The sequence below is a fragment of the Micromonospora sp. NPDC049580 genome (assembly GCF_040675595.1).
GTDB lineage: Bacteria > Actinomycetota > Actinomycetes > Mycobacteriales > Micromonosporaceae > Micromonospora.
The window spans coordinates 1-25,575 of sequence record NZ_JBFAPG010000029.1; the positions used below are offsets into that span (position 1 = coordinate 1).

Annotated in this window: 24 protein-coding genes; 11 read left to right on the forward strand and 13 right to left on the reverse strand. The window is 73.0% G+C overall.

From position 1 onward, the window contains the following. Positions 1–57: 57 nt before the first annotated feature. The gene (locus tag AB0J68_RS04665) at positions 58–1,050 is read left to right on the forward strand and encodes an SAM-dependent methyltransferase (RefSeq protein ID WP_363936165.1); all 993 of its coding nucleotides are present in this window, start codon (positions 58–60) and stop codon (positions 1,048–1,050) included. Here the strand turns inward: AB0J68_RS04665 and AB0J68_RS04670 are convergent. Then, a complete protein-coding gene (locus AB0J68_RS04670) occupies positions 1,017–2,474 on the reverse strand; it encodes an insulinase family protein (protein WP_363936137.1) in 1,458 nt (485 codons plus the stop codon). The two genes, AB0J68_RS04665 and AB0J68_RS04670, sit on opposite strands and share 34 nt — an antisense overlap. A 104-nt stretch (positions 2,475–2,578) precedes the next feature. On the opposite strand from AB0J68_RS04670, the gene AB0J68_RS04675 reads away from it, so the two are divergent. Then, on the forward strand, positions 2,579–3,766 hold the full coding sequence (locus tag AB0J68_RS04675; RefSeq protein WP_007466075.1) for an NADH-quinone oxidoreductase subunit D: 1,188 nt from the start codon (positions 2,579–2,581) through the stop codon (positions 3,764–3,766). 4 nt (positions 3,767–3,770) lie between these two features. Here the strand turns inward: AB0J68_RS04675 and AB0J68_RS04680 are convergent, their stop codons facing one another. From AB0J68_RS04680 to AB0J68_RS04695, 4 genes are all read right to left on the reverse strand, one after another. Further along, positions 3,771–5,630, reverse strand: a complete 1,860-nt coding sequence (locus tag AB0J68_RS04680; protein WP_363936139.1) for a hypothetical protein — start codon at positions 5,628–5,630, stop codon at positions 3,771–3,773. Positions 5,631–5,740: 110 nt separating this feature from the next. Next, positions 5,741–6,721 carry a glycine betaine ABC transporter substrate-binding protein gene (locus AB0J68_RS04685; protein WP_363936141.1) on the reverse strand — a complete coding sequence of 327 codons (981 nt, stop codon included), beginning with the start codon at positions 6,719–6,721 and terminating at the stop codon, positions 5,741–5,743. Positions 6,722–6,962: 241 nt separating this feature from the next. Continuing rightward, complete coding sequence (locus AB0J68_RS04690) at positions 6,963–7,700, reverse strand: ABC transporter permease (RefSeq protein WP_355135777.1); 738 nt, start codon at positions 7,698–7,700, stop codon at positions 6,963–6,965. Beyond that, entirely contained in the window at positions 7,697–8,383 is a 687-nt protein-coding gene (locus tag AB0J68_RS04695) for an ABC transporter permease (protein ID WP_354861107.1), read from the reverse strand. Before AB0J68_RS04695 ends, AB0J68_RS04690 begins: the two co-directional genes overlap by 4 nt. Before the next feature lie 2 nt (positions 8,384–8,385). On the opposite strand from AB0J68_RS04695, the gene AB0J68_RS04700 reads away from it, so the two are divergent. Continuing rightward, complete coding sequence (locus AB0J68_RS04700) at positions 8,386–9,390, forward strand: ABC transporter ATP-binding protein (RefSeq protein WP_354861105.1); 1,005 nt, start codon at positions 8,386–8,388, stop codon at positions 9,388–9,390. Positions 9,391–9,444: 54 nt separating this feature from the next. Here the strand turns inward: AB0J68_RS04700 and AB0J68_RS04705 are convergent, their stop codons facing one another. From AB0J68_RS04705 to folP, 7 genes are all read right to left on the reverse strand, one after another. After that, the gene (locus AB0J68_RS04705; RefSeq protein WP_363936146.1) at positions 9,445–9,945 is read right to left on the reverse strand and encodes a hypothetical protein; all 501 of its coding nucleotides are present in this window, start codon (positions 9,943–9,945) and stop codon (positions 9,445–9,447) included. Between the two features lie 56 nt (positions 9,946–10,001). Next, entirely contained in the window at positions 10,002–10,310 is a 309-nt protein-coding gene (locus tag AB0J68_RS04710; protein WP_234587453.1) for a hypothetical protein, read from the reverse strand. A gap of 52 nt (positions 10,311–10,362) precedes the next feature. Continuing rightward, positions 10,363–11,577, reverse strand: coding sequence for an ABC transporter permease (locus AB0J68_RS04715; RefSeq protein WP_363936149.1), 1,215 nt, complete (start codon positions 11,575–11,577; stop codon positions 10,363–10,365). Positions 11,578–11,695: 118 nt separating this feature from the next. Beyond that, positions 11,696–12,235 carry a DUF3180 domain-containing protein gene (locus AB0J68_RS04720; RefSeq protein WP_355135781.1) on the reverse strand — a complete coding sequence of 180 codons (540 nt, stop codon included), beginning with the start codon at positions 12,233–12,235 and terminating at the stop codon, positions 11,696–11,698. Positions 12,236–12,254: 19 nt separating this feature from the next. Then, positions 12,255–12,782 (reverse strand): 2-amino-4-hydroxy-6-hydroxymethyldihydropteridine diphosphokinase, encoded by a 528-nt coding sequence (folK, locus tag AB0J68_RS04725; protein ID WP_355064943.1) that lies wholly within the window; start codon positions 12,780–12,782, stop codon positions 12,255–12,257. Beyond that, complete coding sequence (folB, locus tag AB0J68_RS04730; protein ID WP_354861096.1) at positions 12,779–13,144, reverse strand: dihydroneopterin aldolase; 366 nt, start codon at positions 13,142–13,144, stop codon at positions 12,779–12,781. Before folB ends, folK begins: the two co-directional genes overlap by 4 nt. Next, complete coding sequence (folP, locus tag AB0J68_RS04735) at positions 13,141–14,040, reverse strand: dihydropteroate synthase (RefSeq protein WP_354861094.1); 900 nt, start codon at positions 14,038–14,040, stop codon at positions 13,141–13,143. Before folP ends, folB begins: the two co-directional genes overlap by 4 nt. Before the next feature lie 346 nt (positions 14,041–14,386). Between folP and AB0J68_RS04740 the strand changes: the two genes are divergently transcribed. Genes AB0J68_RS04740 through AB0J68_RS04770 form a run of 7 tightly spaced genes read left to right on the forward strand, consistent with a single transcriptional unit; the run spans position 14,387 to position 22,806 of the window. Then, positions 14,387–14,701 carry a hypothetical protein gene (locus AB0J68_RS04740; protein ID WP_030327982.1) on the forward strand — a complete coding sequence of 105 codons (315 nt, stop codon included), beginning with the start codon at positions 14,387–14,389 and terminating at the stop codon, positions 14,699–14,701. A gap of 13 nt (positions 14,702–14,714) precedes the next feature. Continuing rightward, complete coding sequence (locus AB0J68_RS04745; RefSeq protein WP_007466101.1) at positions 14,715–15,077, forward strand: hypothetical protein; 363 nt, start codon at positions 14,715–14,717, stop codon at positions 15,075–15,077. Positions 15,078–15,126: 49 nt separating this feature from the next. Continuing rightward, on the forward strand, positions 15,127–18,507 hold the full coding sequence (locus AB0J68_RS04750; RefSeq protein WP_363936153.1) for an ATP-binding protein: 3,381 nt from the start codon (positions 15,127–15,129) through the stop codon (positions 18,505–18,507). A gap of 1 nt (position 18,508) precedes the next feature. Beyond that, positions 18,509–20,467: an MFS transporter gene (locus AB0J68_RS04755; RefSeq protein WP_363936156.1), complete on the forward strand. Its 1,959-nt coding sequence runs from the start codon at positions 18,509–18,511 to the stop codon at positions 20,465–20,467. Then, positions 20,464–21,021, forward strand: a complete 558-nt coding sequence (locus tag AB0J68_RS04760) for a hypothetical protein (RefSeq protein ID WP_363936159.1) — start codon at positions 20,464–20,466, stop codon at positions 21,019–21,021. Before AB0J68_RS04755 ends, AB0J68_RS04760 begins: the two co-directional genes overlap by 4 nt. Continuing rightward, entirely contained in the window at positions 21,018–22,193 is a 1,176-nt protein-coding gene (locus AB0J68_RS04765) for a M23 family metallopeptidase (protein WP_354861087.1), read from the forward strand. Before AB0J68_RS04760 ends, AB0J68_RS04765 begins: the two co-directional genes overlap by 4 nt. Before the next feature lie 13 nt (positions 22,194–22,206). After that, positions 22,207–22,806: a hypothetical protein gene (locus tag AB0J68_RS04770; protein WP_363936162.1), complete on the forward strand. Its 600-nt coding sequence runs from the start codon at positions 22,207–22,209 to the stop codon at positions 22,804–22,806. Here the strand turns inward: AB0J68_RS04770 and AB0J68_RS04775 are convergent, their stop codons facing one another. After that, positions 22,807–23,364, reverse strand: coding sequence for a hypothetical protein (locus AB0J68_RS04775; protein ID WP_363936167.1), 558 nt, complete (start codon positions 23,362–23,364; stop codon positions 22,807–22,809). It lies immediately after the preceding gene. A gap of 194 nt (positions 23,365–23,558) precedes the next feature. Between AB0J68_RS04775 and AB0J68_RS04780 the strand changes: the two genes are divergently transcribed. Beyond that, on the forward strand, positions 23,559–25,575 hold a 2,017-nt coding region (locus AB0J68_RS04780), incomplete at its 3' end, for an FtsK/SpoIIIE domain-containing protein (protein ID WP_363936170.1).

Genomic DNA, 25,575 nt, shown 5'->3' on the forward strand with positions numbered 1-25,575 from the left:
CCCGCCCACGCAGGGATCAAGCCTGACCGCCCGGAGTGGGCGGGCTCCCCCGAAACCCTGACTCCAACGACCGCCGTCCGTCAGTCACCCGGCGAGCGGTCGTCGATCACCGCCCGTTCGCTGGCGGAACGGGTGCGGTTCACCGCTGTCGAGTTGGCGCCCCGACCCGACGACCTCCCAGAGGAGATCCACTGGACCGCCGAGATCCCCGGTGAGATCACGGGGGTGCTGCTGGCTACCGAGTGGTTGGACAACGTGCCGTTGGACGTGGCACTGCACACCACCGGTGGCTGGCGGTATGTACTTGTCGAACCCGAGAGCGGTGTGGAGACGATAGGCGGGCCAGTCGACCCTGCTGATCTTGATTGGCTGACCACATGGTGGCCCGGTCCCGCGAGCCCGCGCGGTGCGGACCGTGCCGTGACCGGTGGTTCAACCTCGACTGATGCGACTGGCGGAAGCGAGTCGGGTCTCCGGGCAGCCCGGCCGGCGCAGGGATCAATCCTGACCGCCCGGAGCCGGCCGGGCTGCCCGGAGACCCCCCAACGCGACCAACCGAACCCCCACAGCAACCGGGCAGAAATAGGAAGGCCGAGGGACGAAGCCTGGGCACACGCGGTGGGCAGGATCAGCCGAGGGCTGGCGGTGGCGGTCGACTACGGACACCTGCGCGACGGCAGACCGGTGGACGGGACGTTGACCGGATATCGGGGCGGGCGGCAGGTGCCTCCGGTGCCGGACGGGTCGAGCGATGTCACCGCGCACGTGGCCATGGACTCGGTCGCCTCCGCCGGCGCGGCGGTCGCCCGGTGTGCGTACTCCCTGGTCTCGCAGGCCGAGGCGCTGCGGGCGCTCGGGGCCGACGGTGGGCGACCGCCGCTGAGCCTGGCCGGCACCGACCCGGCCGGCTACGTGCGGGCGCTGGCCGCCGCGTCGGCGGTGGCCGAACTGACCGACCCGGCCGGGCTCGGCGGGCACTGGTGGCTGCGTCAACCGGTCGGCATCGCCGATGTCGTTCAGTCCAGCCCGACGAGTTCCGAGCGCCGGTAACGCAGAGAGGCCGGGACCGCCGCGTCGACCGCGCGGACCGCCCGCTCGGCGCCGCGGAACATGTCCGGATCGACCAGGACGTGGCAGCCGTTGCGGCCGAAGACGGTACGCGCGGCGCCGTCCTCCTCGACACCGACCACCTCGTCGAAGCGGACCAGGTGCACGTCGCCGTCCGGGTCGCGGAGCGCGACCCCGTCGTCGGTGAGGATCAGCCGGAGACCGCGCGCCTCACGGGCGAGCACCTTCGCCAGCATCGGCGGGTGGAACACCCGACCTTCGGGCTGCTCGGGAAGACGAGGACAGCCGCCCTCGGTCAGCCCGGGGAGCGAGAGGGTCACTCCGCACGGTACGACGAGGTGCGCGCTGGGCAGCGCGGCCTGGAACCGCACGCGGACATCCTCCGGCGTGACCGCCAGGAAGTCGGCCAGCCGCTGCTCGGGGGTGATCTGCGGCAGGCCCAGCAGTTCCCGGAAGCCGGACCGGTGGAGATAAGCCTCGACGGCGCGCGGGTCCTCGATCATCTCGCGGGCGGCGGCGCACTCCTCGGCCAGTTCGGCAGCCGTCGGTCCCTCCGTGGCCAGGCGATTCAGCTCCTCCCAGAGCAGGGCGGCCACCTGCGGCTCCTGGCCCTCACGGGCGTCCACCGTGACCGTCACCAACTGCTGTCCGTTGCCCAGCAGGACGACGTCACCGCCCACCTCGTAGCTCAGGCCGTGCGTGCGCCGGGCGATCTGCTCCAGCCGCTGGGAGAGCACCTGGCAGCCCAGCGCCATCGCCGCGTCGTCGTCGCCGACCAGGGACACCCCCACCGACGGCACGAGGTGCTCACACCAGATCGGTTCGGCGGTCGCCACGGGCGTCGGCGCGAGATGATCCGGTCGAGGCCCGGCCGGCAGCGGCAGCCGCAGGCCCTCCGGCGGTGGGCCGGTGAGCAGCAGCACCGCGTTGCCGGCCACGAACCAACGTGCGGCGTACTCGCGGATCTGTTCCGGCGTCAGCCGGTCGTAGCCCGGACCGGTCCACGGCGCGAGCCCTGCGCCCTGCACGCCGAGCCGCTGGGTGAGCAGCGCGGCCGTCGTCGGATCGGTGCAGTGGCCACCCTCCGCGGCCAGCACACCCGCCTCCTTCTCGAGACGGTCGAGCGGAAGGGCCCGGAGACCGTCGCAGACGGCGGCGAGGAAGGCCACGATCTGCTCCGGCCGGCCGGTCGCCGTGAACTCGGTGACGTGCAGGTCCACCGAGGCGTTGTGCTCGTGGTGCAGGCGGGGCAGGGTGCTCATCACCAGGTGCTCGATCAGGTGGGTGACCCCGATGGTGCGGAACGTCTCGTCCCGCGCGCCGCAGCCGAACAGCAGGGTGGCGCTCAGCGGCGCCGGCCCCTGCTTCCACCGAACCGGCACTCCGTCGATCTCCGTCCGCTCCATGGATCGGGATGCTACGGCGGGGGTCCGACGACCACATGAGCCGATTGGCCGACCCGGTGGCGCTGAGCGGTCGCCGTGACCCGGGGCACCGTCGCCGTGGCACGATGACGGGCATGACCACCGACGCCGGGGCCCTCCGTGAACTGACCGTCGGCACCGGGGCCGGTCTGGTCGCCGGCACCGGCGATCAGCAGCTCGGCACCGACATGGTGCTCAACATCGGCCCGCAGCACCCCTCCACGCACGGCGTGCTGCGCCTGAAGCTGGTGCTCGACGGCGAACGGGTCATCGCCTGCGAACCGATCGTCGGCTACATGCACCGGGGCGCGGAGAAGCTCTTCGAGGTACGCGACTACCGGCAGATCATCGTGCTGGCCAACCGGCACGACTGGCTCTCGGCGTTCTCGAACGAGCTGGGCGTGGTGCTCGCGGTGGAACGCCTGATGGGCATGGAGGTGCCGGAGCGGGCCACCTGGCTGCGGATGGCCCTCGCCGAGCTGAACCGGGTGCTCAACCACCTGATGTTCCTCGGCTCGTACCCGCTGGAGATCGGGGCCATCACGCCGGTCTTCTACGCCTTTCGGGAACGGGAGACCATCCAGGCCGTGATGGAGGAGGTCTCCGGCGGCCGCATCCACTACATGTTCAACCGGGTGGGCGGGCTGAAGGAGGAGGTCCCGTACGGCTGGACCGGGCGGGCCCGCGCGGCGATCGGCGAGGTCCGTCGGCGGCTGCCCGACCTGGACCACCTGATCCGGCGTAACGAGATCTTCCTGGCCCGCACGGTGGGCGTGGGCGTGCTGTCCGCCGCCGACGCCGCCGCGTTCGGCGCGTCCGGGCCGGTGGCCCGAGCCTCCGGACTCGACCTGGACCTGCGCCGCGACGACCCGTATCTGGCGTACGACGAGCTGGACGTGCCGGTGGTGACCAAGACCGCCGGGGACTGCCACGCCCGCTTCGAGGTGCTGCTCGACCAGGTGTACGTCTCGCTGGATCTCGCCGAGCAGTGCCTGGACCGGGTGGACCGGCTGACCGGGCCGATCAACACCCGCCTGCCGAAGGTGCTCAAGGCGCCCGAGGGGCACACGTACGCCTGGACGGAGAACCCGCTCGGCATCAACGGCTACTACCTGGTGTCGCGCGGCGAGAAGACCCCCTGGCGGTTGAAGCTGCGCACCGCCTCGTACGCGAACGTGCAGGCGCTGGCCACCCTGCTCCCGGGCTGCCTCGTGCCGGACCTGATCGCCATCCTCGGCTCGATGTTCTTCGTGGTCGGCGACATCGACAAGTGACGCGTCAGCGCCAGCGGTCGGTGACCGGGGCGCCGCCGGCACGCGGCACGTCGTCCTGCGGCGGGTAGCCGTACCGCTCCTCGACCCGGCGGCGGCCGGCCCGCTCGGGGGCGGGCTCCGGCTCGTGACCGCGCTGGCGCGGCGGACGCCACTCGTCCGGCACAGGCACGCCGCCGACCGGCAGCGCCGGCCGGCCGCCCGGCTCGGACCGGTGGTACGACTCGCGCTCGTCCTGCCAGCGTGAGTCCTCGTGGCGGCGCGCGTCCTCGTGGCGGCGTGGCTCGTCGTGGCGGCGCGGGTCCTCGTGGCGGCGTGGGTCCTCCTGGCGGACGGACGCCCAGCGGTCCGCCATCCGGTACTCGGTCCCCGTGGCGTCGGCGTGCACCTCGGCCCGGCGCTCACCGACGTGCAGCTCACGGCCGTTCCCGTCGTCCCGGACGGCCGCCCACCGGTCGCCGGCCCGCAACTGCGACCAGTACTCGCCGGTGTCGTCCGCCCGCAGGGCGGGACCGGGCTGCGGCGCACCGGCGTGGTCGGGCTCGGCCTGCTCCGACCAGCCACGGTCGTCGTGCTGCGATCGGCCGCCCCAGGCAGGCTCGTCGGCCTGGGCGTACACGTCGCGTTGGCCGGTCCACTCCGGCTCGTCGCGGCGAGCCGTCCAGCCCGGCTCCTCGTCGCCGCGGTCGGGCCCGTTCCGGTCGGAGCCCGAGCCGTCCCGTGCGCCCTTCCAACCGGACTCACCCCGGGCGGCGGGCTGCTGACCCCAGGACCGGTCGTCGACGGGCCGAGCGCGGTCGTCGGCAGAGCGGGCCCGGTCGTCGGCTGGGCGGGCACGGTCGTCGGCGTACGTGGACCGGGGGTTCTCCGGCTCGCCCCACGAGCGGTCGGCCGGCCGGGCACGTCCCTCCGTGCCGCCGCCCCGGGTCCATTCCTGGGCCGGCGGGGTCCACTGGCCGGCGTACCCACCGCCGTAGCGCCCGCCCGGCTCGGCTGGTCCGCCGTCGACGACGGTGTGCCGGGTGGTGACGTGCACGGTCTCGGTGTGCCGGACCACGCCCACCGGCCGGTGCGCCGGCTCCGAGCGGTCGTGCTCACGGGGGCGGTCGTGCTCACGCGGGCGGGGAGCGGCGGCGTATCCGGCCGCGGACCGCTCGGCGCCGTACACACCGCCGGCGGCTGGCTCGGGGGGCGCGTCGGCGGCGGCGCGGTGGCGGTACGCCGGTTCGTCGTCGGCGCGCTCGTCGCGACCCCACCGATCGGCGGCCTCGTCCGGGGCCGGCACCCGAACCCGACCGGCCACCTCGCCCGGACCCGGGCTCCGAACCCGGCCGACGGCCTCCTCGGGAGCGGGCACCCGGACCCGGGCGACCGGGGCGTCGCCGGGGACCGGTACCCGGCTGCGGGCGGGCGGAGTCTCGTCCACCGGGTCGGCGGCCGGCACCCGCACCCGCCCGGCGCCTGCCGGCTCGGCCAGCGGGGTGGCGCCGGCGAGGGCCGCTCCGGTGGCATCGAGGCGACGGCGGACCGCCGCGATCCCCTCCTGGGCTCGCTGCGCCTGGTCGAGCGCCTGGTTGCCGCGTTGCGCGGCGGCCACGATCTCGGCGCGCAACTCCCGGCGCAGCTCCTCGATCTCGTCCAGCAGCTCATCGGCCCGACCGTCGTCACCGTCGGGGCGCAACGCGATGGAGAGGCCGATCAGGACCACCGCCACGATGGCGAGCACCGCCGCGAAGCGCAGCGGGCCGTTACCGTCAGCGACCAGAAGGATCAGCGCCGCCACCGGGGCCAGGGCCACGCCGCCCCAGAAGAGCACGGTCAGCAACAGCGGTTGACGCCGGGCGTCGGGGGTGACCGGGGCTGGCATGGCTGTGCAGCCTACCGACGATCCCCAGCGGAGGGAACGGGTCCCCGGACGCGCGGACGCCCCCGCCCCGAGATGGGGAGGGGGCGTCCACGGCACACTCGAAAGGAACCTCAGCTGGTGGCGAAGGCACCGTCCGAGGAGAAGACCAGACCAACGCTGATCTTGCCCTCACGCAGCCCGTTCTTGGTCAGCGGCCCACCCTGGTCCAGCGAGGAGAACGAGCCCACCGAGAGCCCGTACGTCTTCTCCAGGCCCGGCTTGCAGAACGTACGCTGCTGGCACTCCGGCGGGCCGCCCAGCACCGTCGCGCTGCCGGAGCACTTCGCGGCCAGCTCGGAGAGGGTCCGCACGCCGTACTTGTCGGCGAACTGCTGGGTGACCGCGAACGCGTTCTGGTCCTGCGCGGCGGCCGGGGTGCCGAAGGTGATGCCCACCTTGTCGCCCTCGGCCTTGAGCTTGGTCACCGTCGTGTTGATGTCGGGCGAGGACACCGGCTGGGCGTTCTTGCCGTTGGCCTTGGTGTTGAGGAACTCGGCCATGGTCGACGCGTACTCCGGGACGACCTGGATCTCGCCCTTCTCCAGCGCCGGCTCGTACAGCTCCCGGTTGCCGATCTGCTGCACCTTGACCTGGTAAGCGGCGGCGGTGAGCACGATCCGGTACAGCTCGCCCAGGGTCTGGCTCTCGCTGAAGTTGCCAGCGCCCACCACGATGTCGCCACCCGGGCCCTTGGCGATTCCCGCGGTGATGTTGTTGGCGCTGGCGAACTCCTCGGCGGCCACCTTGGGGGTCTTGCGGTCGGCGTCGACGGCCTTGTTGAGCTGGATCAGCTTCGGCGTGTCGAGCGCCGCGGAGACCTTGTCCAGCGCGGCGATCAGCTGCGGGTTGGCCGCCTTGCTGTTGACCGCCGGAATGACGTTGTCGGAATTCTGGAGCTTCTTGTCGTCCGTCAGAGCGATGAGCTGCTGACCGGCGACCGGAGCGCACCCGGCGCCGGAGGCGCTCGTCTGGGGGGCGTCGGTGCCGGACGAGCCGGCGTCGCCACACCCGGTGAGGAGTGCTGCTCCGGCGATGGCGCCGATGGCGCCCATCGCCAGACGTGTACGTGCGCGCATGTGTGCCGCCCGCCTTCCGTGTCCCGGCGCGACCCGTCCCGGGCCGGCCGCGTGTCCGACGGGCGATCCCGGCTGTCGGCCGCCCGCGACTTCCACCCAACATGGTCCGCGAGCGACCGACAACCCGGGATGGGCTTCGTCACCGCATCGTCACCGACCGGCCCGCCGCTGGTCGCCGCTTCGGCGTCCGCTCACCCGGACGGATCGCGACGGCGCGTCAGGCGCGGCCGGTGGCGTCGGCGGGCCGGGCGCGGCCCGCGCGCTGCCGTCCGCGTCGCAGCGGACGGGGGGTGACCAGGCGTTCGACGATCCCGAGGAGCAGCTCGGCCAGCAATGCCAGCCCGGCCACCAGCACACCACCGGCCACGATCTGCCCGCCACCGGCGGCGATGCTCAGACCGAATCCGGTACGGATGATCTCGCCGAGACCGCCACCGTTGACGAACGAGGCCAGCGCGGTCGTGGCGATGACCTGCACGGCGGCGGTCCGGAAGCCGGCCGCCAGGTACGGCACCGCGAGCGGCAGCTCCACCCGACGCAGCAACTGCCCGCCGGACAGGCCCATCCCGCGGGCCGCGTCGCGCGCCTCCGGGTCGGCCTGACGTACGCCGGTGTAGGCGTTGGCCAGCAGCGGCGGAATGGCGAAGACGGCGAGCGCCACCACCACCGGCGTACGCCCGAAGCCGAGGAAGGTCAGCGGCAGGATGGTCAGCAGCGCCAGGGTGGGAATGGCCAGGGTGGCGTTGGACACCAGCACCACCAGACCGCCGCCGCGGCCGGTGTGCCCGAGCCACAGCCCGACCGGCCAGGCCACCAGGCAGCCCAGCGCCACCGCCAGGGCGGAGATCGTCAGGTGCTCGCCGAGCCGGTCCAGGATGCCGCCCGGGTTGCTCCAGTTCAGGGGGTCGTTGAGCCAGAGCACCGCCTGGTGCACGGGATTGGCCGCGGCGCTCACCGGACGCCCCGGGCGGACCAGGGGGTGACCAGCCGGCCGACGAGGACCAGCAGCAGGTCCAGCAGCACCGCGAGCGCCACGCAGAGCACCGTACCGGTCATGATCTCGGCCTTGTAGAGGTTGTTCTGGAAGCCCGCGAAGATCAGTTGACCGAGGCCGCCGTGCCCCACCAGCACGCCGACGGTGACCAGCGCGACCGTCGACACGGTGGCCAGGCGCAACCCGGTCAGGATGCCGGGGATCGCCAGCGGCAGGTCGATCCGGAAGAGCCGCCGCCAGCGGCCGTAGCCCATGCCCTCGGCGGCCTCGCCGACCTCCGGCGGCACCTGGTTGAGCCCCGCCACCACGTTGCGGACGATCAGCAGCAGCGCGTACAGGACCAACCCGACCAGCACGGTGGTGGCGCCGGTGCCCAGGTACGGCGCGATGAACGCGAACAGCGCCAGTGACGGGATGGTGTAGATCACGCCGGTGACGCCGAGGATCGGGCCGGCCAGCGGGCGGACCCAGTACGCGAGCACGGACAACGGCAGGGCGATCAGCACCGCGATCAGCACCGCGCGTCCCGTGAGGGAGGCGTGTTCGCGCATGGCGGCGAGGATCGTGTCAGAGTTGTCCCGCACGTACTGCCAGGAGAACCAGGGGTTACCCGGGTCGGCCCGGTAGCTCAGGCGGAAGGACATACGTGGACGTTACCCCGGAGGCCGCCAGCGTGGCCGAATCCCCTCGCGCGGCGTCGATCTCCCTGCAGGGCATCCAGAAGCGCTACCCGAACGGCACCGAGGCCGTGCGGGACCTGAGCCTGGACGTCAAGGCCGGCGAGCTGGTGGTGCTGATCGGCCCGTCCGGCTGCGGCAAGTCGACAGTGCTCCGCATGGTCAACCGTCTGATCGAGCCGACGGCCGGGCGGATCATGCTCGGCGACGAGGACGTCACCGACGTCGACCCGGTGCGGCTACGCCGCCGGATCGGCTACGTGATCCAGAACGTCGGCCTCTTTCCACACCAGACGGTCCGGGCGAACGTGGCGACCGTCCCGGGTCTGCTCCGCTGGTCCCGGGATCGGACCCGGGCCCGCGTCGACGAGCTGCTCGACCTGGTCGGTCTGGACCCGGCCCAGTTCGGCCGCCGCTATCCGCACGAGCTGTCGGGTGGGCAGCGGCAGCGGGTCGGCGTGGCCCGCGCGCTCGCCGCGGACCCGGTGGTGCTGCTGATGGACGAGCCGTTCTCGGCCGTCGACCCGATCGTCCGGGCCCGCCTGCAGGAGGAGTTCCTCCGCCTCCAGGCCGAGGTCCGCAAGACGATCGTGCTGGTCACCCACGACCTCGACGAAGCCGTCCGGCTCGGTGACCGGATCGCCGTGCTCTCTCAGGGCGGGCACCTTGAGCAGTACGACACGCCGGCCGCCCTGCTCGGCGCACCGGCCACCCCGTTCGTCCGCGAATTCGTCGGAGCCGACCGGGGCATCCGCCGGCTGGCGGTCACCCCGCTCGACCGGGAGTCCCTGGAGCCGGTGCCCCCAGGCGCCGCCGCGGATCTGCCCACCGTGGCGCTGGACGGCACGGCGTACGACGCGCTGGCGGTGCTGCTCACGTCGGGACGGGACCAGCTCGTCGTGACCGACGACGGCCGCCCAGTGGGCGCGCTGAGCCGCCAGCGTCTGCTCGACCTGGGCCGCTCGACGGGCTGACCCGGCCGCTGACCGGCCGGGCGGCGGCACCCGTTTCGAATGGGGTCGCGCGGGTCAGGCGCGACCACCGAGGCTCGCGGTGCCGATGATCCAGCCGGTGAGGAAGCCGTAGCCGGCGCCGCTGCTGGCGTCTCGCAGTGCTGCCAGCAGCGACGCGTCCGGGCCGAGCAGCGCCGCCAGCACGGCGGCGAGCCCGCCGGCCAGCACGTACGCGGCCCAGCCGGAGAAGAACTGGCTGACCGGGCCGGGCACCCGGGCCACCTGCGCGGCGGGCAGCAGATAGAGCAGCGCCACCGCGAGGACCACGAGCGCGACGGCCCGCAGGTCGGCGGCGAACAGACCGCCGGCCTGCCCGTCCGCGTCCAGCCGCCAGGCCGGCCAGGCGAGCAGGCGCAGGTAGAAGCCGCCGGCCGAGTCCGGGTCGGTAAGCGTCGCGGCGGCCCAGCCGGTGTACGCCGGGCTGCCACAGATGCCGACCAGCAGCAGTACGGCGAGCGCGCCGGTGCCGGCGGCCGTCCCGTAGCCGCTGACCGGGCCCGTACGGACGAGTCCCATGATCCGCCCAGGTCCCGTGCCGGCCGGCCGGGCGGACCTGGGCTGCCCCGAACGGCTCAGTGCTTCAGCAGGTAGTCGATGAAGGCGGCCCGCAGCAGCGGCGCCGACTCCTCGTAGCCGTGCCCGGTCAGCTCCCGCCACAAGGCGTTCGCCTCGTCGATGGTCGGGCCGATCGAGTTCGGCGCGCCGTCCAGCACCGTGGCCTCGTCCGCGTTCGGCAGGTGCCGCAGCACCGACCAGTAGAACCCCACGTCGCGACGCTCCCGGGCCCGGGCGAACGCCCGCTCCCGCAGCTCCTCCGTGGACAGCGCGTCGAGTTCCTCGAACGAGGTTCCGCCGGGGGTGGCGGCAGGTGTGTCGGTCATGCGGCGAGCCTAACGGTCGAGATCAGCGCCGGCTCGGCGGACGGGACACGGCTCACCGGTCGTCGGCGTCCCAGCGCCGCGGGCCGGTCTCCCAGCGGGGGTCACGCCACGGGTCGGCCGATTCCGGCGCGAGGGGTGTCGGCAGCGTCGGAGGCCAGTTGTCGGCCGACTGTTGCCGGGGCACGTTCCATCCCGTGCTGATCGTGCCGTCGCCGACCGGCTCGATCTTCTCCACGTGGCCCGGCCGGGGCCGCCCGAACGTCTCGACCAGCCGGGTCACCAGCAGCCCGACGCCGAGCGCCACACCACCGAGCGCCCACTGACTCACCGTCCAGTCGCGCTCCGGCGCGTACGCCTGAAAGACGGTGACCAGGCCGACCGCCAGCACCGTGCCGAACACCCCGCCGCGGCGGCCGTACGCGCTGGTGCCGCCGAGCAGGGACACGCCGATGGCCAGGACGGTCCAGTCCAGCCCGGAGGTGGGTGTGACCGCCCCGGGGCCGTTGGCGGCGAGCAGGACACCGGCGAGCGCGGCCAGCACCGTGGAACCGACGAGCGCGATGGCGGCGACCACGGCTGCCAGCGCGCCCCGGCGACGGGCCGGGTCGGCCACCGGCCGGTACCGACCCACCAGCCGGCGGATCGACCTGATCGTGCCGAACAGACCGCCGAGGACCGCGACGGCGGCGAACCCGGCGAAGAGGTAGCCGGCCGTACGCCTCGGGTCGTAGTCCCCCTGCACCAGAATCGACGTCGAACGACGTTCGATGTACACCACGACTCCGGCCGCTGCGGCCAGGCTCGCCGCCCAGGCGGGCACCTGTAACACCACCACGGCCAGCGCCAACACGAGACCGCCCACCGCGGCGACCACGACGGCCGACCCCACGGACGTCGCCAGCCCTCGATCGCCCTGTTCCGCGTAGTGCAGCGCGGCGGCGACCGCGACCGGCCCGACGGCCAGGTTGGGGACGGCGGTGCGCAGGCTCAGCCCGGCGGCGAGAGCGAGCAGCCCGAGGCCGACCGCGCCGACCAGCAACGTACGCAGACCGGCGCCGCGCAGCGTGTCCGGGTCGGCCCGCCAGAGCAGCCAGCCCAGGGCCGCGAGACCGACCAGCAGCAGGAATTCCCACAACATGTGCACACCGACGCGGTCCCGGCCCGGCTCGCCGTGGGTGGGATCGTCGAAGACGTTCTCCAGGACGGCGACAGGAACCCCGGACGAGGGTTCGACCGACCGGTCCCGGCCCGTGTCCTCGTACCCCATGGCACCGCCTCCCCAGTGGCCGGCCGTCCCGGTCCGGCGCACGGACGGATCGGGGGCGGCCGTTGCTCTCCGATCGGAGGCACCGTACCCGCGCCCGGAGCCAGGCGTAACCCCCTGCTCAGCGCTGGCCGGGACGGCTCTGGCGCTGGTCGGGCTCGTGCTCGTCGTCCGGGCGCTCCGGGACCCGGCAGGACCGCTCCAGCCAGAGCGCGGCCCCCACCAGCGCCAGCGACGCCAGCAGCCCGCCCCCGGCGGCCGGCCGATCGTCGATGGCGGCCCGGGTGGTCTCGACGAAGAGCCACCCGCTGAGCCCGGCGTAGAAACCGGCGAAGATGGCCCCGGCCAGCGCCGACGCCTTGGCCAGCACCACGAACCGGGCGACCATCAACGGGTTCACCGGATCCCGGCCGGGCTTGCGCTCGATGCGACCGCGGGTGTTGACGGCCGCGTACGCCTCCAGCACCGCGAGCGCGGCAAGCGTCACCACCGGCAGCCACGGCAGACGGGGGATGCCGCTGTAGTAGAGGCTGCTGATCAGCAGCCAGGCCACCGCCGCCGCACCCAGGGCGGCCACGACCAGGGTCGAGATCCGGGTGGGGCCCATCCGCGACCGGTCCGGGCCCGGCCCGCCCGGTGGTGGGGACTTCGCCTGCGTCATGCCGGCCGGCTCCACTGGGTCATGCCGTCGACTCTAACGCCAGTTCCGGCCGGGGACGCAGTTCCAGCGCGTCGTCGGCGACCGGGCCGGCGGTGAGCAGGTCGGTCAACCAGCCGTGGCCGGGCAGCCGCCCGTACGGCTGGATGTCGATCCACGGTCGCAGCACGAACGCGCGCAGGTGCGCCCGGGGGTGCGGCAGGGTCAGCTCCTCCTCGTCGCTGAGCACCGGCTCGTCGTCGTCGCCCCAGACCGCGATCACGTCCACGTCGAGGGTGCGCGGCCCGAACCGCCGCTGCGGGTCACGGACCCGGCCGGCCGCGCGCTCCGCGGCCCGGGCCCGCTCCAGCCAGTCGCGGGGCGTGGCGGCGGCGTCCTGGGCCAGCAGCACCGCGTTGAGGTACGCGGGCTGGTCGGCGTCCCCCCACGGTGGAGTCTCGTACACGCCGGAGACCACCAGCACGGTGTCACCGAGCGTGGTGACGGCCGTCCGCAGGTGCTCCAGGCGGTCGCCGAGGTTGCTGCCGAGCGAGAGCACGGCCCGGGTCATCGGGTACGCGTCCGGGTCATCGTGACGGCCACGTCGGTGAACGTGTGCGGCACCGGCGCCTCCGGCTTGTGCACGGTGACCGTGGCGGTGCGGACCCGCTCGTCGGCCAGGCAGACGGCGATCAGCCGGTCGGCGAGGGTCTCGATCAGGTTGACCGGCTCGCCGGTCACCACCGCAACCAGACGTTCGGCCAGCTCGCCGTAGTGGACCGTCGCGGTGACGTCGTCGCTGGCCGCCGCCGGGGCGAGGTCCAACTCCAGGACGGCGTCGACCACGAAGTCCTGCCCCTGGGCCCGCTCGAAGTCGTACACCCCGTGCCGGCCGCGGGCGCGCAGGCCGGTCAACTGGATCCGGTCGCTCACCGGTCTCCCTCTCGCCGGCCGGCGGCTGCTCGTACGGGCCGCCCAGCCGGGCTGGCCGGCACCAGGCGCGGGCTGCCGGTGGCGGCCCAGACGGCGAGCGCGTCCACGGTGGCGCGCACGTCGTGCACGCGTACGCCCCAGGCGCCCGCCGCGACGGCGAGCACGCTGGTGGCCACGGTGGCGGCCTCCCGCTGGTCGGTGGGTCGCGGTGTGCCGTCGGCGGCGGCGAGGAGTCGACCGAGGTAGGACTTGCGGCTGGCGCCGAAGAGCAGCGGGTACCCGAGGTCCAGCAGCTCCGGCAGGCGAGCGCTGAGTTCCCAGTTGTGGGCGGCCGTCTTGGCGAAGCCGAGGCCGGGGTCGATGACGATGCGGTCCGCCGGGACCCCGGCGGCCAGCGCCTCGTCGATCCGCTGTGCCAGCTCGCCCCGCACATCGGTCACCACGTCGGTGTAGCTGGCCAGGTCGCGCATCTGCCGGGAGTGGCCCCGCCAGTGCATCAGGACCCAGGGGCAGCCGGCGTCGCGGACGACGCGGGCCATGTCGGGGTCGGCCAACCCGCCGGAGACGTCGTTGACCACCGCCGCGCCGGCGCCCAACGCGGCCTCGGCCACGCGCGCCCGGCTGGTGTCGATGCTGACCGGCACACCGGCGGCGGTCAGCTCGCGGATGACCGGCAGCACCCGCTCGGCCTCCGTCACCGCGTCGATCCGCTCGGCGCCGGGACGGGTCGACTCACCGCCGATGTCGATCAGGTGCGCCCCGGCCTCGCGCAGACGGACGCCGTGTCCGACGGCCGCGTCGAGGTCGGCGTACCGTCCGCCGTCGGAGAAGGAGTCCGGCGTGACGTTGAGGACGCCCATCACCACCGGGCCCGGAGCCCGTACCAGATCGGTCACGACTAGACGGTACCGGTCGTGGTGGCGGTACCCGGCGGCCCGGGTCGACCACCCCTGACGTGCTCGTTAGAACAGGTGTACGATCGGCCATCCGGGCAGCAGCAGGCAGTCCCTTCGCGGCTTGTCGCAATCCGGGGCGGCCCGTACGCTTTGGAATTGGCCAGCATCGAGATGGCGAAGCTTGGAGGGAGGGCCGAAGCGGGGGAAAAACGCCCAAACCTCGCCACCCTCCGTGGTGAGTAACGAACGCAGGGTCAAGAACGCTGCGCCCTGTGGAGCACATTTCCCGCCAGGCTCGTCCATTGCACCGCTGCGGCACCGCCGGCCGCGCTATGGGGAGGTTCCAGTGATCGCCTTCGAGCTCATGGAGACGGCGTCTTCCGGCGTCGCCCACGCGCTCTCCACCCTGGCGTCGGCTCCACTCGCGGAGCCGGCACCGAAGGGGATCGACACCAACAGTGTCGTCACCTTCTTCGCCAGCAAGATCGCGCCGATCCTGCTCGCCGTCCTGGGCGTCATCTTCATCGGTCGCGCCAGCCGCGGCGAGATCTCCAAGGTCCTGACCAGCTCCGCGATCGCCATCGTCGGGCTGGCCTTCATCGCCGGCGCGGCCACACTCTTCTTCGTCGGCGATTACCTGATCGACCTGATCTTCGAATAGGCGCGTTCACCAGATGCGGCTACGCACCGACGACGACATCTACCGGGCCCGCCTGGTCTACCTCGGGCCGCCCGGCTACACCCTTCCGGTCCACCTGCCCTACGCCCAGTACGGGCTCTTCATGCTGCTCGTCCCCCTCTACATGTTCATCCACTGGCTGTTCACGTTGACTGTCGAACTCTTCCCAGCCTGGGAGATCGCGCTCGCCATCGTGACCACGTCGTTCATCTTCCGGCACGTCGACCCCGACCGGCCGGCGCGGGTGGTCATCCGCACCGCGCTGACCGACTGGCGACGTACCCGGGAGCCGGCGATCGAGCAGCGCGACCCGCGTCTGGTCGGCAGCCGGATCAGGATCCGGGAGGAGCTGGCATGACCGGGCGTACGCCGAGCGGTCTGTTGCACGACGCGGGTGAGGCGGTCGCATGAGTCGCTCTTCCACGCCGGGTTCCCCGGCCGGCCGCCCGGCCGTGCCGGCCAGTCACCGTGCGCAGTCATTCGATTACCCCGAGGCCGAGGACGAGGTGGCGCTCGACCCCGCGCTGGTGACCTCGCCCGGCCACGGCGCGGTCGGCGTGTTCCAGGCACCTCGGCCGGTCACCCGCCGGACGCCGCCCGCCGAGCCCAGCGCGGTCTCGGCCGGCGAGAACGCCGACATCGACTCGCCGTTCCTGGACCTGTTCGGTGGCGCGCGACCTGGTGGTTCACGGGCCGTGACGGCTGGCCCCGCGACCCGGAGCCAGCCGACGGTCCCGCAGCAGCCGCCCGCGGTCGCTCCGACCCCGGCCCGACCGGCGCCCGAGTTGGAGCCACCGTGGACGCCCGACGACCGGTCCACCAGCGACCGACCGCCCGTCGAGCCACGACGGGCGGACGCCTACCCGGCCGGTGAGTCCCGGGTGCCGCATCAGGCGGGTGACCGACGCCCGATGCGGTACCCCTCGGACGACCCCGAGCCGACCGCCGCAGGCGCGTCCGCGTCGACGGCCACCGGCCCGGCACCCCGGACGTCCAGCGCCGCACCCGTCGTCCCACCGACGGCATCGATGCAGCGTCCCACCGCCCCGACGGACCGGCCGGCCACCGCCGCCCCGAGCGACCGGCCGGCCCTGGAGCGGGCACCGCGCCGCCCCGGGTCGGAGCGACCCAAGGGGGCCGGGAAAGAGGTCGCGCCACCCCGCCAGCGGGCCGCGAGCAACCAGGACCGGCCGATCAAGCCAACCCGGGTCCGCGCCCCGAAGATCAAATTCGGAGACCGGGATCCGTCGGTCGAGCTGGCCATCACCGAGATCGCCGGCCACCTGACCTTCACCCCCAACACGGTCACCGCCTGGTACTGGCTGCCCGAGGTCCGCTGGGCCTTCCGCCCGGACGCCGAGCGTGAGGCGCTGCTGTCGGCGATCTCCGAGCAGTACGCGGGCCTGGCCGGTTTCCGGCTGCACCTGCGCCGGACCACCCGACCGTTCCCCGCCGACGAGTGGGCGCGCACCATCGACGCGCACACGCCGGCACCGCTGCCCGACGTCGCCGGCACCACCGGCTGGGCGGACCACCTGGTCGCCGCCCAGCGGCACCTCATGGCCGTCAACCACGCCGAGGGGCAGACCTACCTGGGCGTCACCTTCGCCCGCCGCTCCCTCGGCGACTCCATGACCGAACGGCTGCTGCGCACCTTCGGCCGGGGCACCGCCGAGGGCGAGCGTCGCAAACTGGGCCGCACCGTGGAACAGTTCGACGAGGTTCTCGGCGCGTTCGGCATGCGCGGCCGACGTGTCACCGCCCAGGAGCTGGAGTGGCTGCTCTACCGCTCGGTGGCGCTGTGCATGGCGCCCCCGGGCCGGCTCTCCCCGGTGACCGACGGCCGCTGGGAGCGCGGTGACCTGCTCGCCCTGACCGAGCAGGTCGAGCGCTACCGCACCCCGTACGGCTCGACCGTGAAACTGGTCAACCGGATGACCGGCGAGGAACGGCACGTGGCAGTACTCGCCGTCGGCCGGATGGAGCCGCTGGAGATCCCGGAACGGCACGAGCCCTGGCTGCACTTCCACGAGCGACTGCCCTGGCCGATGGAGATCTCCACCCGGGTCGACATCCTCGGATCCGGCGACTCGTTCCGCAATCTCGAACACCGGCTGCGGATGATCCGCTCCCAGCAGCTCGACTACGCCGAGCACGGCATCGACGCGCCACCGGAGCTGGAACGCCTCGCCAAGCGGGCGCTGGTGATCGGCGACGAGATGACCACCGGGCTGCCCGTCGACTCGGCCCGCGCCCACGGCTGGCACCGGATCGCGGTCGGCGGCCGGACCAGGGAGGAGTGCCTGGAGCGGGCCCGGCGGCTCATCCAGCTCTACTCCCGGGAGCTGCGCATCTCCCTGCAGCACCCGAAGAACCAGGACTGGCTGGCTCGCGAGTTCATCCCCGGCGAGCCCATCGCCAACACCGGCTACGTCCGCCGGATGCCGGTCCCGCTGCTCGCCGCCGCGCTCCCCCAGGCCGCGTCCACCGTCGGTGACCGCCGGGGCGACCTCATCGGGCGTACCGCCGGCACCTGCCGCCGCCCAGTCTTCCTCGACCTGCACTTCCCCATGGAGGTACGCGAACGCTCCGGGCTCGCGGTCTTCGTGGCCGAGCCGGGCGGTGGCAAGTCGACCCTGCTCGGCGCGCTGGGCTATCTCGCCGCCCGACGGGGGGTCCAGGTGACCCTGCTCGACCCGTCCGGGCCGCTGGCCCGGCTCTGCGCCATGCCCGAGCTGCGGCCGTACTCCCGGGTGTTGAACCTGACCGGGTCGGAGCACGGCACCCTTGCGCCCTACTCGCTCATTCCGACGCCACTGCGCAGTGAGTTCGCCACCGGCGCCCCCGGTGACCGCGAGTTCGAGATCGCGGTCTCCAACGCCCGGGCCGAGCGGCGCATGCTGGTCCAGGACATCTGCATGATGCTCGTGCCGCCGCAGGTGGCCCGCGAGGCGTCGACCGCCACCCTGTTCCGGCACGCCGTCCGGCAGGTCCCCGCCGAGGAGACGTCCACCCTGGACGACGTGGTGAGCTGCCTCGGCCGGCTCGACGACGACGCCGGCAAGGAGCTGGCGAACCTGCTCCTGGACACCGCCGAGATGCCGCTGGCCATGCTCTTCTTCGGTCGGCCGCCGGAGGGTCTGCTCGGTGCCGACGCGGCGCTCACCGTGATCACGATGGCCGGGCTCCGATTGCCCGACCTGAAGATCGAACGAGAGTACTGGTCGGCCGAGGAGGCCCTCGCCCTGCCGATGCTGCACACCGCGCACCGGCTCGCCGTCCGCCGCTGCTACGGCGGGTCGATGTCGTCCCGAAAGCTCGTCGGCCTCGACGAGGCGCACTTCATGGAGGGCTGGCGGTCGGGCCGCTCGTTCCTGGTCCGGCTCGCCCGGGACTCCCGGAAGTGGAACCTCGCGGCGCTGGTCGCCTCGCAGAACCCCCGCGACATCCTCGGCCTCGACGTGCAGAACCTGGTCTCCACCGTCTTCGTCGGCCGGATCGCCGAGGACGCCGAGATCGCCTCCGAAGCGCTTCGGCTGCTGCGGGTGCCGGTCAACGACGGGTACGAGGCCACCCTGGCCTCGCTCTCCGCCGCCGACACCAACTCGGCCGACCGCCTCGGCTTCCGGGAGTTCGTGATGCGCGACGTCGACGGTCGGGTGCAGAAGGTCCGCGTCGACGTCTCGTACGTCGACGGCCTGCTGGACCACCTCGACACGACGCCCGCCGCGATCGCCGCGGCGGCCGGAGTCCTGCCGAGCATCTCCCTGCCGGATCTGGAGGCGTGACATGGCTGGGCCCCGGGCACGGATCGCGTCGTTCCTGCTCGCGCTCGGCGTGCTGGCCGGGGCCACCCTCAGCTGGCCGCTGCTCGGCGCGGAGCCGGCCGCAGCCGCGCCACCGGTCGCCCAGGCCCGAGCCGACCTCTGCACGACGGCCGAATGGCAAGCGGACTTCCGGGCCTGCGTAGGGAAGCTCCAGGCGGTCAGCGAGGACGAGGTCAAGTGCCGCAACGCGCCGACCCCGGGCACGCCGGACTCCGGCCTCGCCGGCTGGTTCGCCGGTCGTCCGGACTCCGCCAAACAACTCGGGCCGAAGGGGCTCTACAGCGACTACGGCTACGCCGGATACAGCTATCCGACGTACGACATCCCCGGCGGCTGCGCGTCGTCGGTCCTGCATCCGGACTACAAGTTCACCACCACAGTGGCGAACGGCGAGTTCATGGTGGCCACCGCGATCGTCGGCGCCTCCAATGCGCTACGAGAACGCGCCTGGGACCCCCGGTCGATGTGGGGCTGGGCCGACCCGCTGGTCGAGAAGGCGACCAAGGCCGTCTACGAGAAGGTGTTCAGCGTCTTCGGCATCGTCACGCTGTGCGTGGTGGGGCTCTATCTGCTCTGGCGAAGCCGGCAGTCGGACATGAGCAACGCCATGACCACCGCCGGCTGGGCTCTGTTGGTGATGGTCGCGGTCACCGCCCTCGCCGCCTGGCCGGTCAAGTCGGCGAACATCGCGGACGGCACGCTGGTCACCTCGCTGGGCGTGGTGCACGACGCGGTGGGCCCGGCAGCCCGGGATACTCCACCGGACCGCTGTGCTCTTCCCAACCCGGACGCGTGTGTTGACAAGCGTCCACCTGCCGTGCGAGCCAGCGACACCGCCACCGAGGCGATGCTATATCGAAACTGGCTACGGGGCGTGCTCGGTTCGGCGGACAGTGAGACGGCCCGCAAGTACGGTCCGGCGCTGTACGACGCCAAGGCGCTGTCGTGGGACGAGGTCGAGAAGCTGCGCGCCAACCCGGCCACCCGGGAGGCGACGATCAAGGCCAAGCAGCAGCAGTGGGCGCGGGTGGCCGAGCAGATCCAGACCGAGGACCCGGAGGCGTACGAGTACCTCCAGGGTGTCCGGGACATGGACCGGGTCGGGGCCGGGTTCATCGCGGTGCTGGCCTCGGTCCTGTTCGCCATGTTCGACCTGACCGCGTCGCTGCTGGTCCTGCTGGGCTTCCTGATCTTCCGATGGGCGGTGATCGCGGCACCCATCCTGGGCACGGTGGGGTTGCTCCGTCCGGCCAGTGCCGGCCTACGACGGCTCGCGAACGCCGTGGTCGCCGCGATCTTCAACATCGCCATCTTCGGCACCGGCGCCGCCATCTACCTGTTCGCGGTCGATCTGATCATGAGTACGCCCACGCTGCCCGGCTGGCTCCAGGTGGTGCTGGTGTGGTTGTGCGGAGTGGTCGGCTGGCTGCTGCTGCGGCCGTACCGGCGGATCACCCAGCTCGGCGGTAAGGACAGCAGCGAGGCGGTCAGCTCGGCCGGGTCCTGGCACCGCCGGTTTTTCCGGGACATGCGGACGGCGGCCCGGCTCGACGTGGCCGAGCCCGGGGGCACGATGGAACCGGTGGGCGGACGCCGCCGGTCGCCGGACGCCGAGCAGACCCGGCTGCGCCCGGAGGCACGCCGGGAAGACCCGGCCCCGACGCCGACGCCAACCCCGGTCGCGGGCCGAGGCGCCAGCGACGGTCGACCGGACGGTCAGGAACGCGCCGATGAGGCGCCGACGAAGGAGACCGGCAACCGAGGTCGTCCGGTGCCACCGCAGCCCCGTCGACGGCAGCCGGCGACCTGGACTGAACCGGACGTGCCGTCGGAGAACCCGTCGTTCGTGGTCTACCGGCCCGGCTCCACCGAACGTGCGCCGGACCGCACCGGACCGCGGGTGCGCTCAGAGGCTCGGTGACCGCGATGCGACGGGCCCTGGAATTCCTCTTCACCCGGGCGCTGCGGTCCCGACTGGGAGTGGCGGTGGTGATCGCGGTACTGGTCTTCGGGGTGATCGGGGCAGCCCGCCTCGCGTCCGGCCCGATGGACCCGGCGGACGGCTTGAGCAGCCGACCGAACCGGCCGATCACCACCGTCGACCCGACGGCCGGTGACGACGGGGTGACCTCCACCGAGGCTCCGCCGTCGCCGGTCACCCGGCCCGGCGCCCGCACGCCGGAGCAGACCGCCGACCGGTTCGCCTCCGCCTGGCTCGGCCGACCCGGAATGACGGCGGAACAGTGGCAGGCCGGCCTGCGGCCGTTGTCGACCCCGGCGCTGACCGAAAAGCTGGCCGGCGCCGAGCCCGGCGGAGTGCCGGCCGAGGAGGTGACCGGCCCACCATCGGTGCGATCGCGCACCGACACGTTCGTCGAGGTGCTGCTACCGCTCGACACCGGGCGGCTCCGGTTGGAGCTGGTGGTGGCGGACAAGGGTTGGCTGGTCGACGTGGTGGACTGGGAGCGACAGTGACCGCCGGCCGAGCAGGCCGTGCTCTTCGCCGCCCGATTCGGGTCGGCGTGATCGCCTCCGTGCTCACCGGGGTGCTGCTCCTGCTCTGCTGCACCGGAGGCACCGCGGCGTTCTTTCTCAGCGGTCTCGGCGGCGACGCGCAGGACGGGGATGCCCTGGCCGGTTGGGGCTGCGGACCCGTGCGTCCGGTGGACATCGCCGGCGAACTGCCCCGGTTTGCCGAGTATGGCGACGCGCAGATCCGCAACGCGGCGATCATCATCAAGGTCGGTCAGGACATGGGGGTGCCCTCGCGTGGCTGGGTGATCGCCCTGGCCACCGCGATGCAGGAGTCCGCGCTGCGTAATCTGGCGAACACCGGGGTGCCCGCCTCTCTCGCCCTGCCGCACGAGGGCGTCGGCGCGGACCACGACTCATTGGGTCTGTTCCAGCAGCGGCCGGGATGGGGCTCGGTCGCCGAGCGGATGACTCCCGCCTACACGGCCCGGAAGTTCTACGAAAAGCTCGTGAAGGTACGCAGCTGGCAGCGCCGACCGTTGACCGTCGTGGCCCAGCAGGTGCAGATCAGCGCCTATCCGGACGCGTATGCCAAGCACGAGGAACTGGCCAGCAAGATCGTGGACGCGCTGGCCGGTGGCGCGGCCCGCACCGTCGAGATCAATGGCAAGGCGGTGTGCGACGCCGCCGAGCGCGGCCAGATCGCCGCCTCCGGCTGGACCGCGCCGATCTCCGGTGACGTCGGCTCCGGCTTCCGGACCGCCGAGCGACCCAGCCACAACGGTGTCGACATCGGAGCGGCCAAGGGCACCGAGATCCGCGCCGCGGCCGCCGGCCGGGTGCTGGTCGCCCGCTGCGACCCGGACAATCGCGGACGGCGGAGCTGCGACGTGGACGGGTACCCCGGCAAGGGCGGCTGTGGCTGGTTCGTCGACATCCTGCACGCCGGCGGCTACATCACCCGGTACTGCCACATGGTCGTCCACCCCCGGGTCGCACCCGATCAGATCGTGCCGGCCGGCGAGGTGATCGGGCAGGTGGGCAGCAGCGGTAACTCGTCCGGCCCGCACCTGCACTTCGAGGTGCACCTGCGCAACGACCGGTCCAGCCGGGGCGCGGTCGACCCGATTCCGTTCATGCGCGAGCGGGGCGCCCCGCTGCGCGGCGCGGAGTGAGGCTGTCACGGGCATGACCGGACCGATGCCGGACCCGTTCGCCGACCAGCCCGACTGGGCACCCCGGCCGCCCCGCCCACTGACCATCGTGCCCGCGACCGGACGCGTGGAGCTACGCGGGCAGCGGGTGCTGGTCGGTCTGCCCGGGCTCGGCTGGCGAGGGGATCTGCGCGCGGACGACCGCGTCGTGCAGGGTGCCCGGACCTACGTGCCGGTCATCCCCGAGCACGAGTGGTACCGGGCCGAGGCCGACCAGGTCGAGGTGTTCGCGCCGCTGGTGCCGGTGGAGCGGGTCTGGGTGGAGACGATCTGCGAAAGGCCCGGATCGGGGGGCACCCGGGACACCGGAATCCGGCTGGTCTCGCTGGACGGGCCGTCCCATCGGTCCCCCACGCCCGTCTTCGAGGCGGACGCGGTCACCGGACGCCGGGTGGTGCACGTCGAGGGTGGGCTGGAACACCGGGACATGCGGGCCGTCACCGAGACCTACTCGGGCGCCGAGGGCGACATCTGCGTGCGGATCACGCCCGAAGTGGAGTGGTACCGCTGGGCCTGGCGCGGCCAGTCACCCACCACCCTGGAGGTTCCGGTCCATCTGCTGTGGATCGAGTGATCAAGCCGCCGGTTGCCCGCCGCATACTCGCCACCCTTCGCCTAACCGGGTGTTGAATTGCCAGGACTGTCGCTCGCTTTGCCTTATGCCGTCCACCAAGGCGGAAATGACCAGAGTGACCTGAACATCAGCAACGTCGCCTTGCTTCTGAAAGCCGAGGCTGCCCCAACTGACCGAAATCGTGACCCTAAAGCGATCCTCACGCGTGAGCAGGTCGGCTCGTAGCGCGCGAAGTGGCTCCAGTTGCGTCCCGCCCTCGCACGTGTACTGGTCGGCTCGTGCGTCGTTGCGGTCCACGAGAAATGCGCGTAGGTAGTTGTCGACGACCACGTCGGGGGCGCTGCGGTCGGGGGCGGCCGCGCGGTTGTACAGCACGTACCCCGTCGCCACCGCGCCGAGGCAGAGCAGGGCGAGCACCCCACCGACCACGGTGAGCACCGTACGCAGTCGGCGGCGGCGCGGTTGTGGCGCCGGCGCTGGCGGGGCCGGCGGCAGCTGCTCGGACGGAGTCCGTTGGGCCGGTACGCGGGAGACCTGGGAACCGGCGGGGGGCTGCACTGATTCCACCTCCTGAAGTTAACGGCTGGACGGCCCGGAGCCAATGCCTCAGATCCAGCGGATCGTGACGGACCCCTCCCCACCGGTGAGATCCGCGACAACACCGGCGCACCACCGCGGTACCTCCCGGAGGAGCGGCTCCGGCTGGGATACCGTCACTGCTCGGGGAGGGGTTGCCAACCTCGGGCGAGGGGGTGGACACGGTGGCCGGTCCGAAGGCACGCACGAACCGAGCGGCGGCGCTGCACCGCCGGGCCGCAGCTGTCGTGACCGCCGCCGCCGGCATCCTCGACGAGACTCGACCGGCCCCCGCGGATCAGCGCCGCCAGTACGAGTTGGCCGACCGACTGCGGGTGGTTGCCGCGCGGCTGGCCCCGGGCTGGTCGGGCGCCAATCTGGACTCGCTCACCGTGGATTCTCCGGCGGGTGACGGCCCGCCGCCCTTCGTGCGGGTGGGTACGGCGGCACCGTTGGATGACGCCCGTTTCCCCGCGCTCGTGCCGTTGATCGGGGCCGGGCACCTGAGTGTGGACACCGATGCGCGGGAGCCCCGGGTGGCGGGGCTGCTGCGAGCCGTGCTGCTGCGGTTGCTGGGCGGGGCGCCCGCCGGGGCGCTGCTGGTGCGCGCGGTGGACGCCACGGGTGCGGTGCTCACGCCGTTCGGCGCGCTGGCCGATGCCGGGCTGCTGCCGCCACCGGCGGTGGACGTGGCGGGTCTGCGGGCGGTGTTGACGGAGGCGGAGCAGTGGGTGACCCCGGGTGCGAGCGGGCGTCGTCGCCACGACCGCACCCTGCTGCTGGTGGTCGCCGCGTTGCCGGAGCTGACCGGTCCGACCGACCTGGCGCGGATCGAGGCGCTGGCCGAGCAGGGGCCCACGGCCGGCCTGCACCTGGTGGTGGCCGGTTGGCCGCCACCGGGCCCGTACGCGTCCCGGGCGCCGTTGCCGCAGGCCACCTCACTGGTGCTGCGCAACGCGTACGCGCTGCTCGGCGACCCGCCGGGGGCGTCGTTCGCGGGCCCCGGAGCCGAGCCACCGGGCGGGTTGAACTCACCGGTCTTCGTGGAGACGGACCCGCCGGCGGATCTCGTCGACGCGGTCTGTCGACGGCTCGCCGCCCAGGTGGAGGCGGGCTCCCGGTTGGCACTGGCCGATCTCCTGCCGGCGACGGGTGAGCGGCTCTGGGAGGCGGACTCCTCGGACAGCCTCACCACGATGGTGGGTGACGCCGGGGGCCGGCCGGTGCCGCTGGGCTTCACCGAGTTGACCCCGCACTGGTTGGTCAGTGGCCGGTCCGGGGCGGGACGTGCGGCGTTCCTGACCACCGCGCTGCTGGGGCTCGCCGCCCGGTACGGCCCGGACGACCTGGCGCTCTACCTGGCGGATCTGGGCGACGGTGAGTCGTTCGTGGAGTTTCTGCAGACCGAGCGGGACCGCTCCTGGATCCCGCAGGTGCGGGCCGCGGCCATGGCCGCCGACCGGGAGTACGTCCGCGACCTGCTCGACCAGTTGACGGCCGAGGTGCAGCGCCGCGCGGAGGCCGCCGGGCGGGCCGGTGGGCAGCGCTTCGCGGAGCTGCGCCAGCACCGCTCGCTGCCCCGCATCGTCTGTGTGGTGGACAATGTGCCGCTGCTCTTCGCCGAGCGGGATCGGCTGGCCGCCGAGCTGACCGCGCAGGTGGATGGGCTGGCGCGCGCCGGTCGGGCGTACGGCGTACACCTGGTGCTGGCCGGCGCGGGCGAGCTGGGATTGAGTGGCCGCGCGGACGCCGGGCACCGGGATTCGGTTCTCGGACAGTTCCCGGTGCGGGTGGCGCTGCCGGGCGGCGGCCCGGTGCTGGAGCCGACCAACGACTCGGCCGCAGGGCTGCCGGTGGGCAGCGCGGTGGTGAACACCGCCGGAGGGCTCGGTGGCCCCCGGGGCGCGATCCGTGGCCACGAGCGGTTGATCCGGCACCCGGATCCGCTGGACCATCCGGAGGTCGTCGAGCAACTGCGGCACGAGCTGTGGGAGGCTCGGCCGGCCGGCTCGGCGCCGCCGGTGGTGTTCGCCGGCTACGCTCGCCCGCTGCTGAGCAACGATCCGCGCCACCGGGCGGCTCTGGCGGGCCAGGCACACGGACCGGCCGCTCTGCTCGGCCGGGCGGTGGACGTGGCCCGTACGACGGTTGCCGTTCCGATGGGGCCAGCGGCCGGGCGCAACCTCGCGGTGC

Excerpts from the sequence above, each read along its gene's own strand:
- AB0J68_RS04750 (WP_363936153.1), top strand. The coding sequence starts at position 15,127 with ATGAGTCGCTCTTCCACGCCGGGTTCCCCGGCCGGCCGCCCGGCCGTG.
- AB0J68_RS04755 (WP_363936156.1), top strand. The coding sequence starts at position 18,509 with ATGGCTGGGCCCCGGGCACGGATCGCGTCGTTCCTGCTCGCGCTCGGC.
- AB0J68_RS04680 (WP_363936139.1), bottom strand. The coding sequence starts at position 5,630 with ATGCCAGCCCCGGTCACCCCCGACGCCCGGCGTCAACCGCTGTTGCTG.
- AB0J68_RS04710 (WP_234587453.1), bottom strand. The coding sequence starts at position 10,310 with ATGACCGACACACCTGCCGCCACCCCCGGCGGAACCTCGTTCGAGGAA.
- AB0J68_RS04705 (WP_363936146.1), bottom strand. The coding sequence starts at position 9,945 with ATGGGACTCGTCCGTACGGGCCCGGTCAGCGGCTACGGGACGGCCGCC.
- AB0J68_RS04695 (WP_354861107.1), bottom strand. The coding sequence starts at position 8,383 with ATGTCCTTCCGCCTGAGCTACCGGGCCGACCCGGGTAACCCCTGGTTC.
- AB0J68_RS04670 (WP_363936137.1), bottom strand. The coding sequence starts at position 2,474 with ATGGAGCGGACGGAGATCGACGGAGTGCCGGTTCGGTGGAAGCAGGGG.
- AB0J68_RS04720 (WP_355135781.1), bottom strand. The coding sequence starts at position 12,235 with ATGACGCAGGCGAAGTCCCCACCACCGGGCGGGCCGGGCCCGGACCGG.
- AB0J68_RS04715 (WP_363936149.1), bottom strand. The coding sequence starts at position 11,577 with ATGGGGTACGAGGACACGGGCCGGGACCGGTCGGTCGAACCCTCGTCC.
- AB0J68_RS04675 (WP_007466075.1), top strand. The coding sequence starts at position 2,579 with ATGACGGGCATGACCACCGACGCCGGGGCCCTCCGTGAACTGACCGTC.
- folK (WP_355064943.1), bottom strand. The coding sequence starts at position 12,782 with ATGACCCGGGCCGTGCTCTCGCTCGGCAGCAACCTCGGCGACCGCCTG.
- AB0J68_RS04770 (WP_363936162.1), top strand. The coding sequence starts at position 22,207 with ATGACCGGACCGATGCCGGACCCGTTCGCCGACCAGCCCGACTGGGCA.
- AB0J68_RS04745 (WP_007466101.1), top strand. The coding sequence starts at position 14,715 with ATGCGGCTACGCACCGACGACGACATCTACCGGGCCCGCCTGGTCTAC.
- AB0J68_RS04685 (WP_363936141.1), bottom strand. The coding sequence starts at position 6,721 with ATGGGCGCCATCGGCGCCATCGCCGGAGCAGCACTCCTCACCGGGTGT.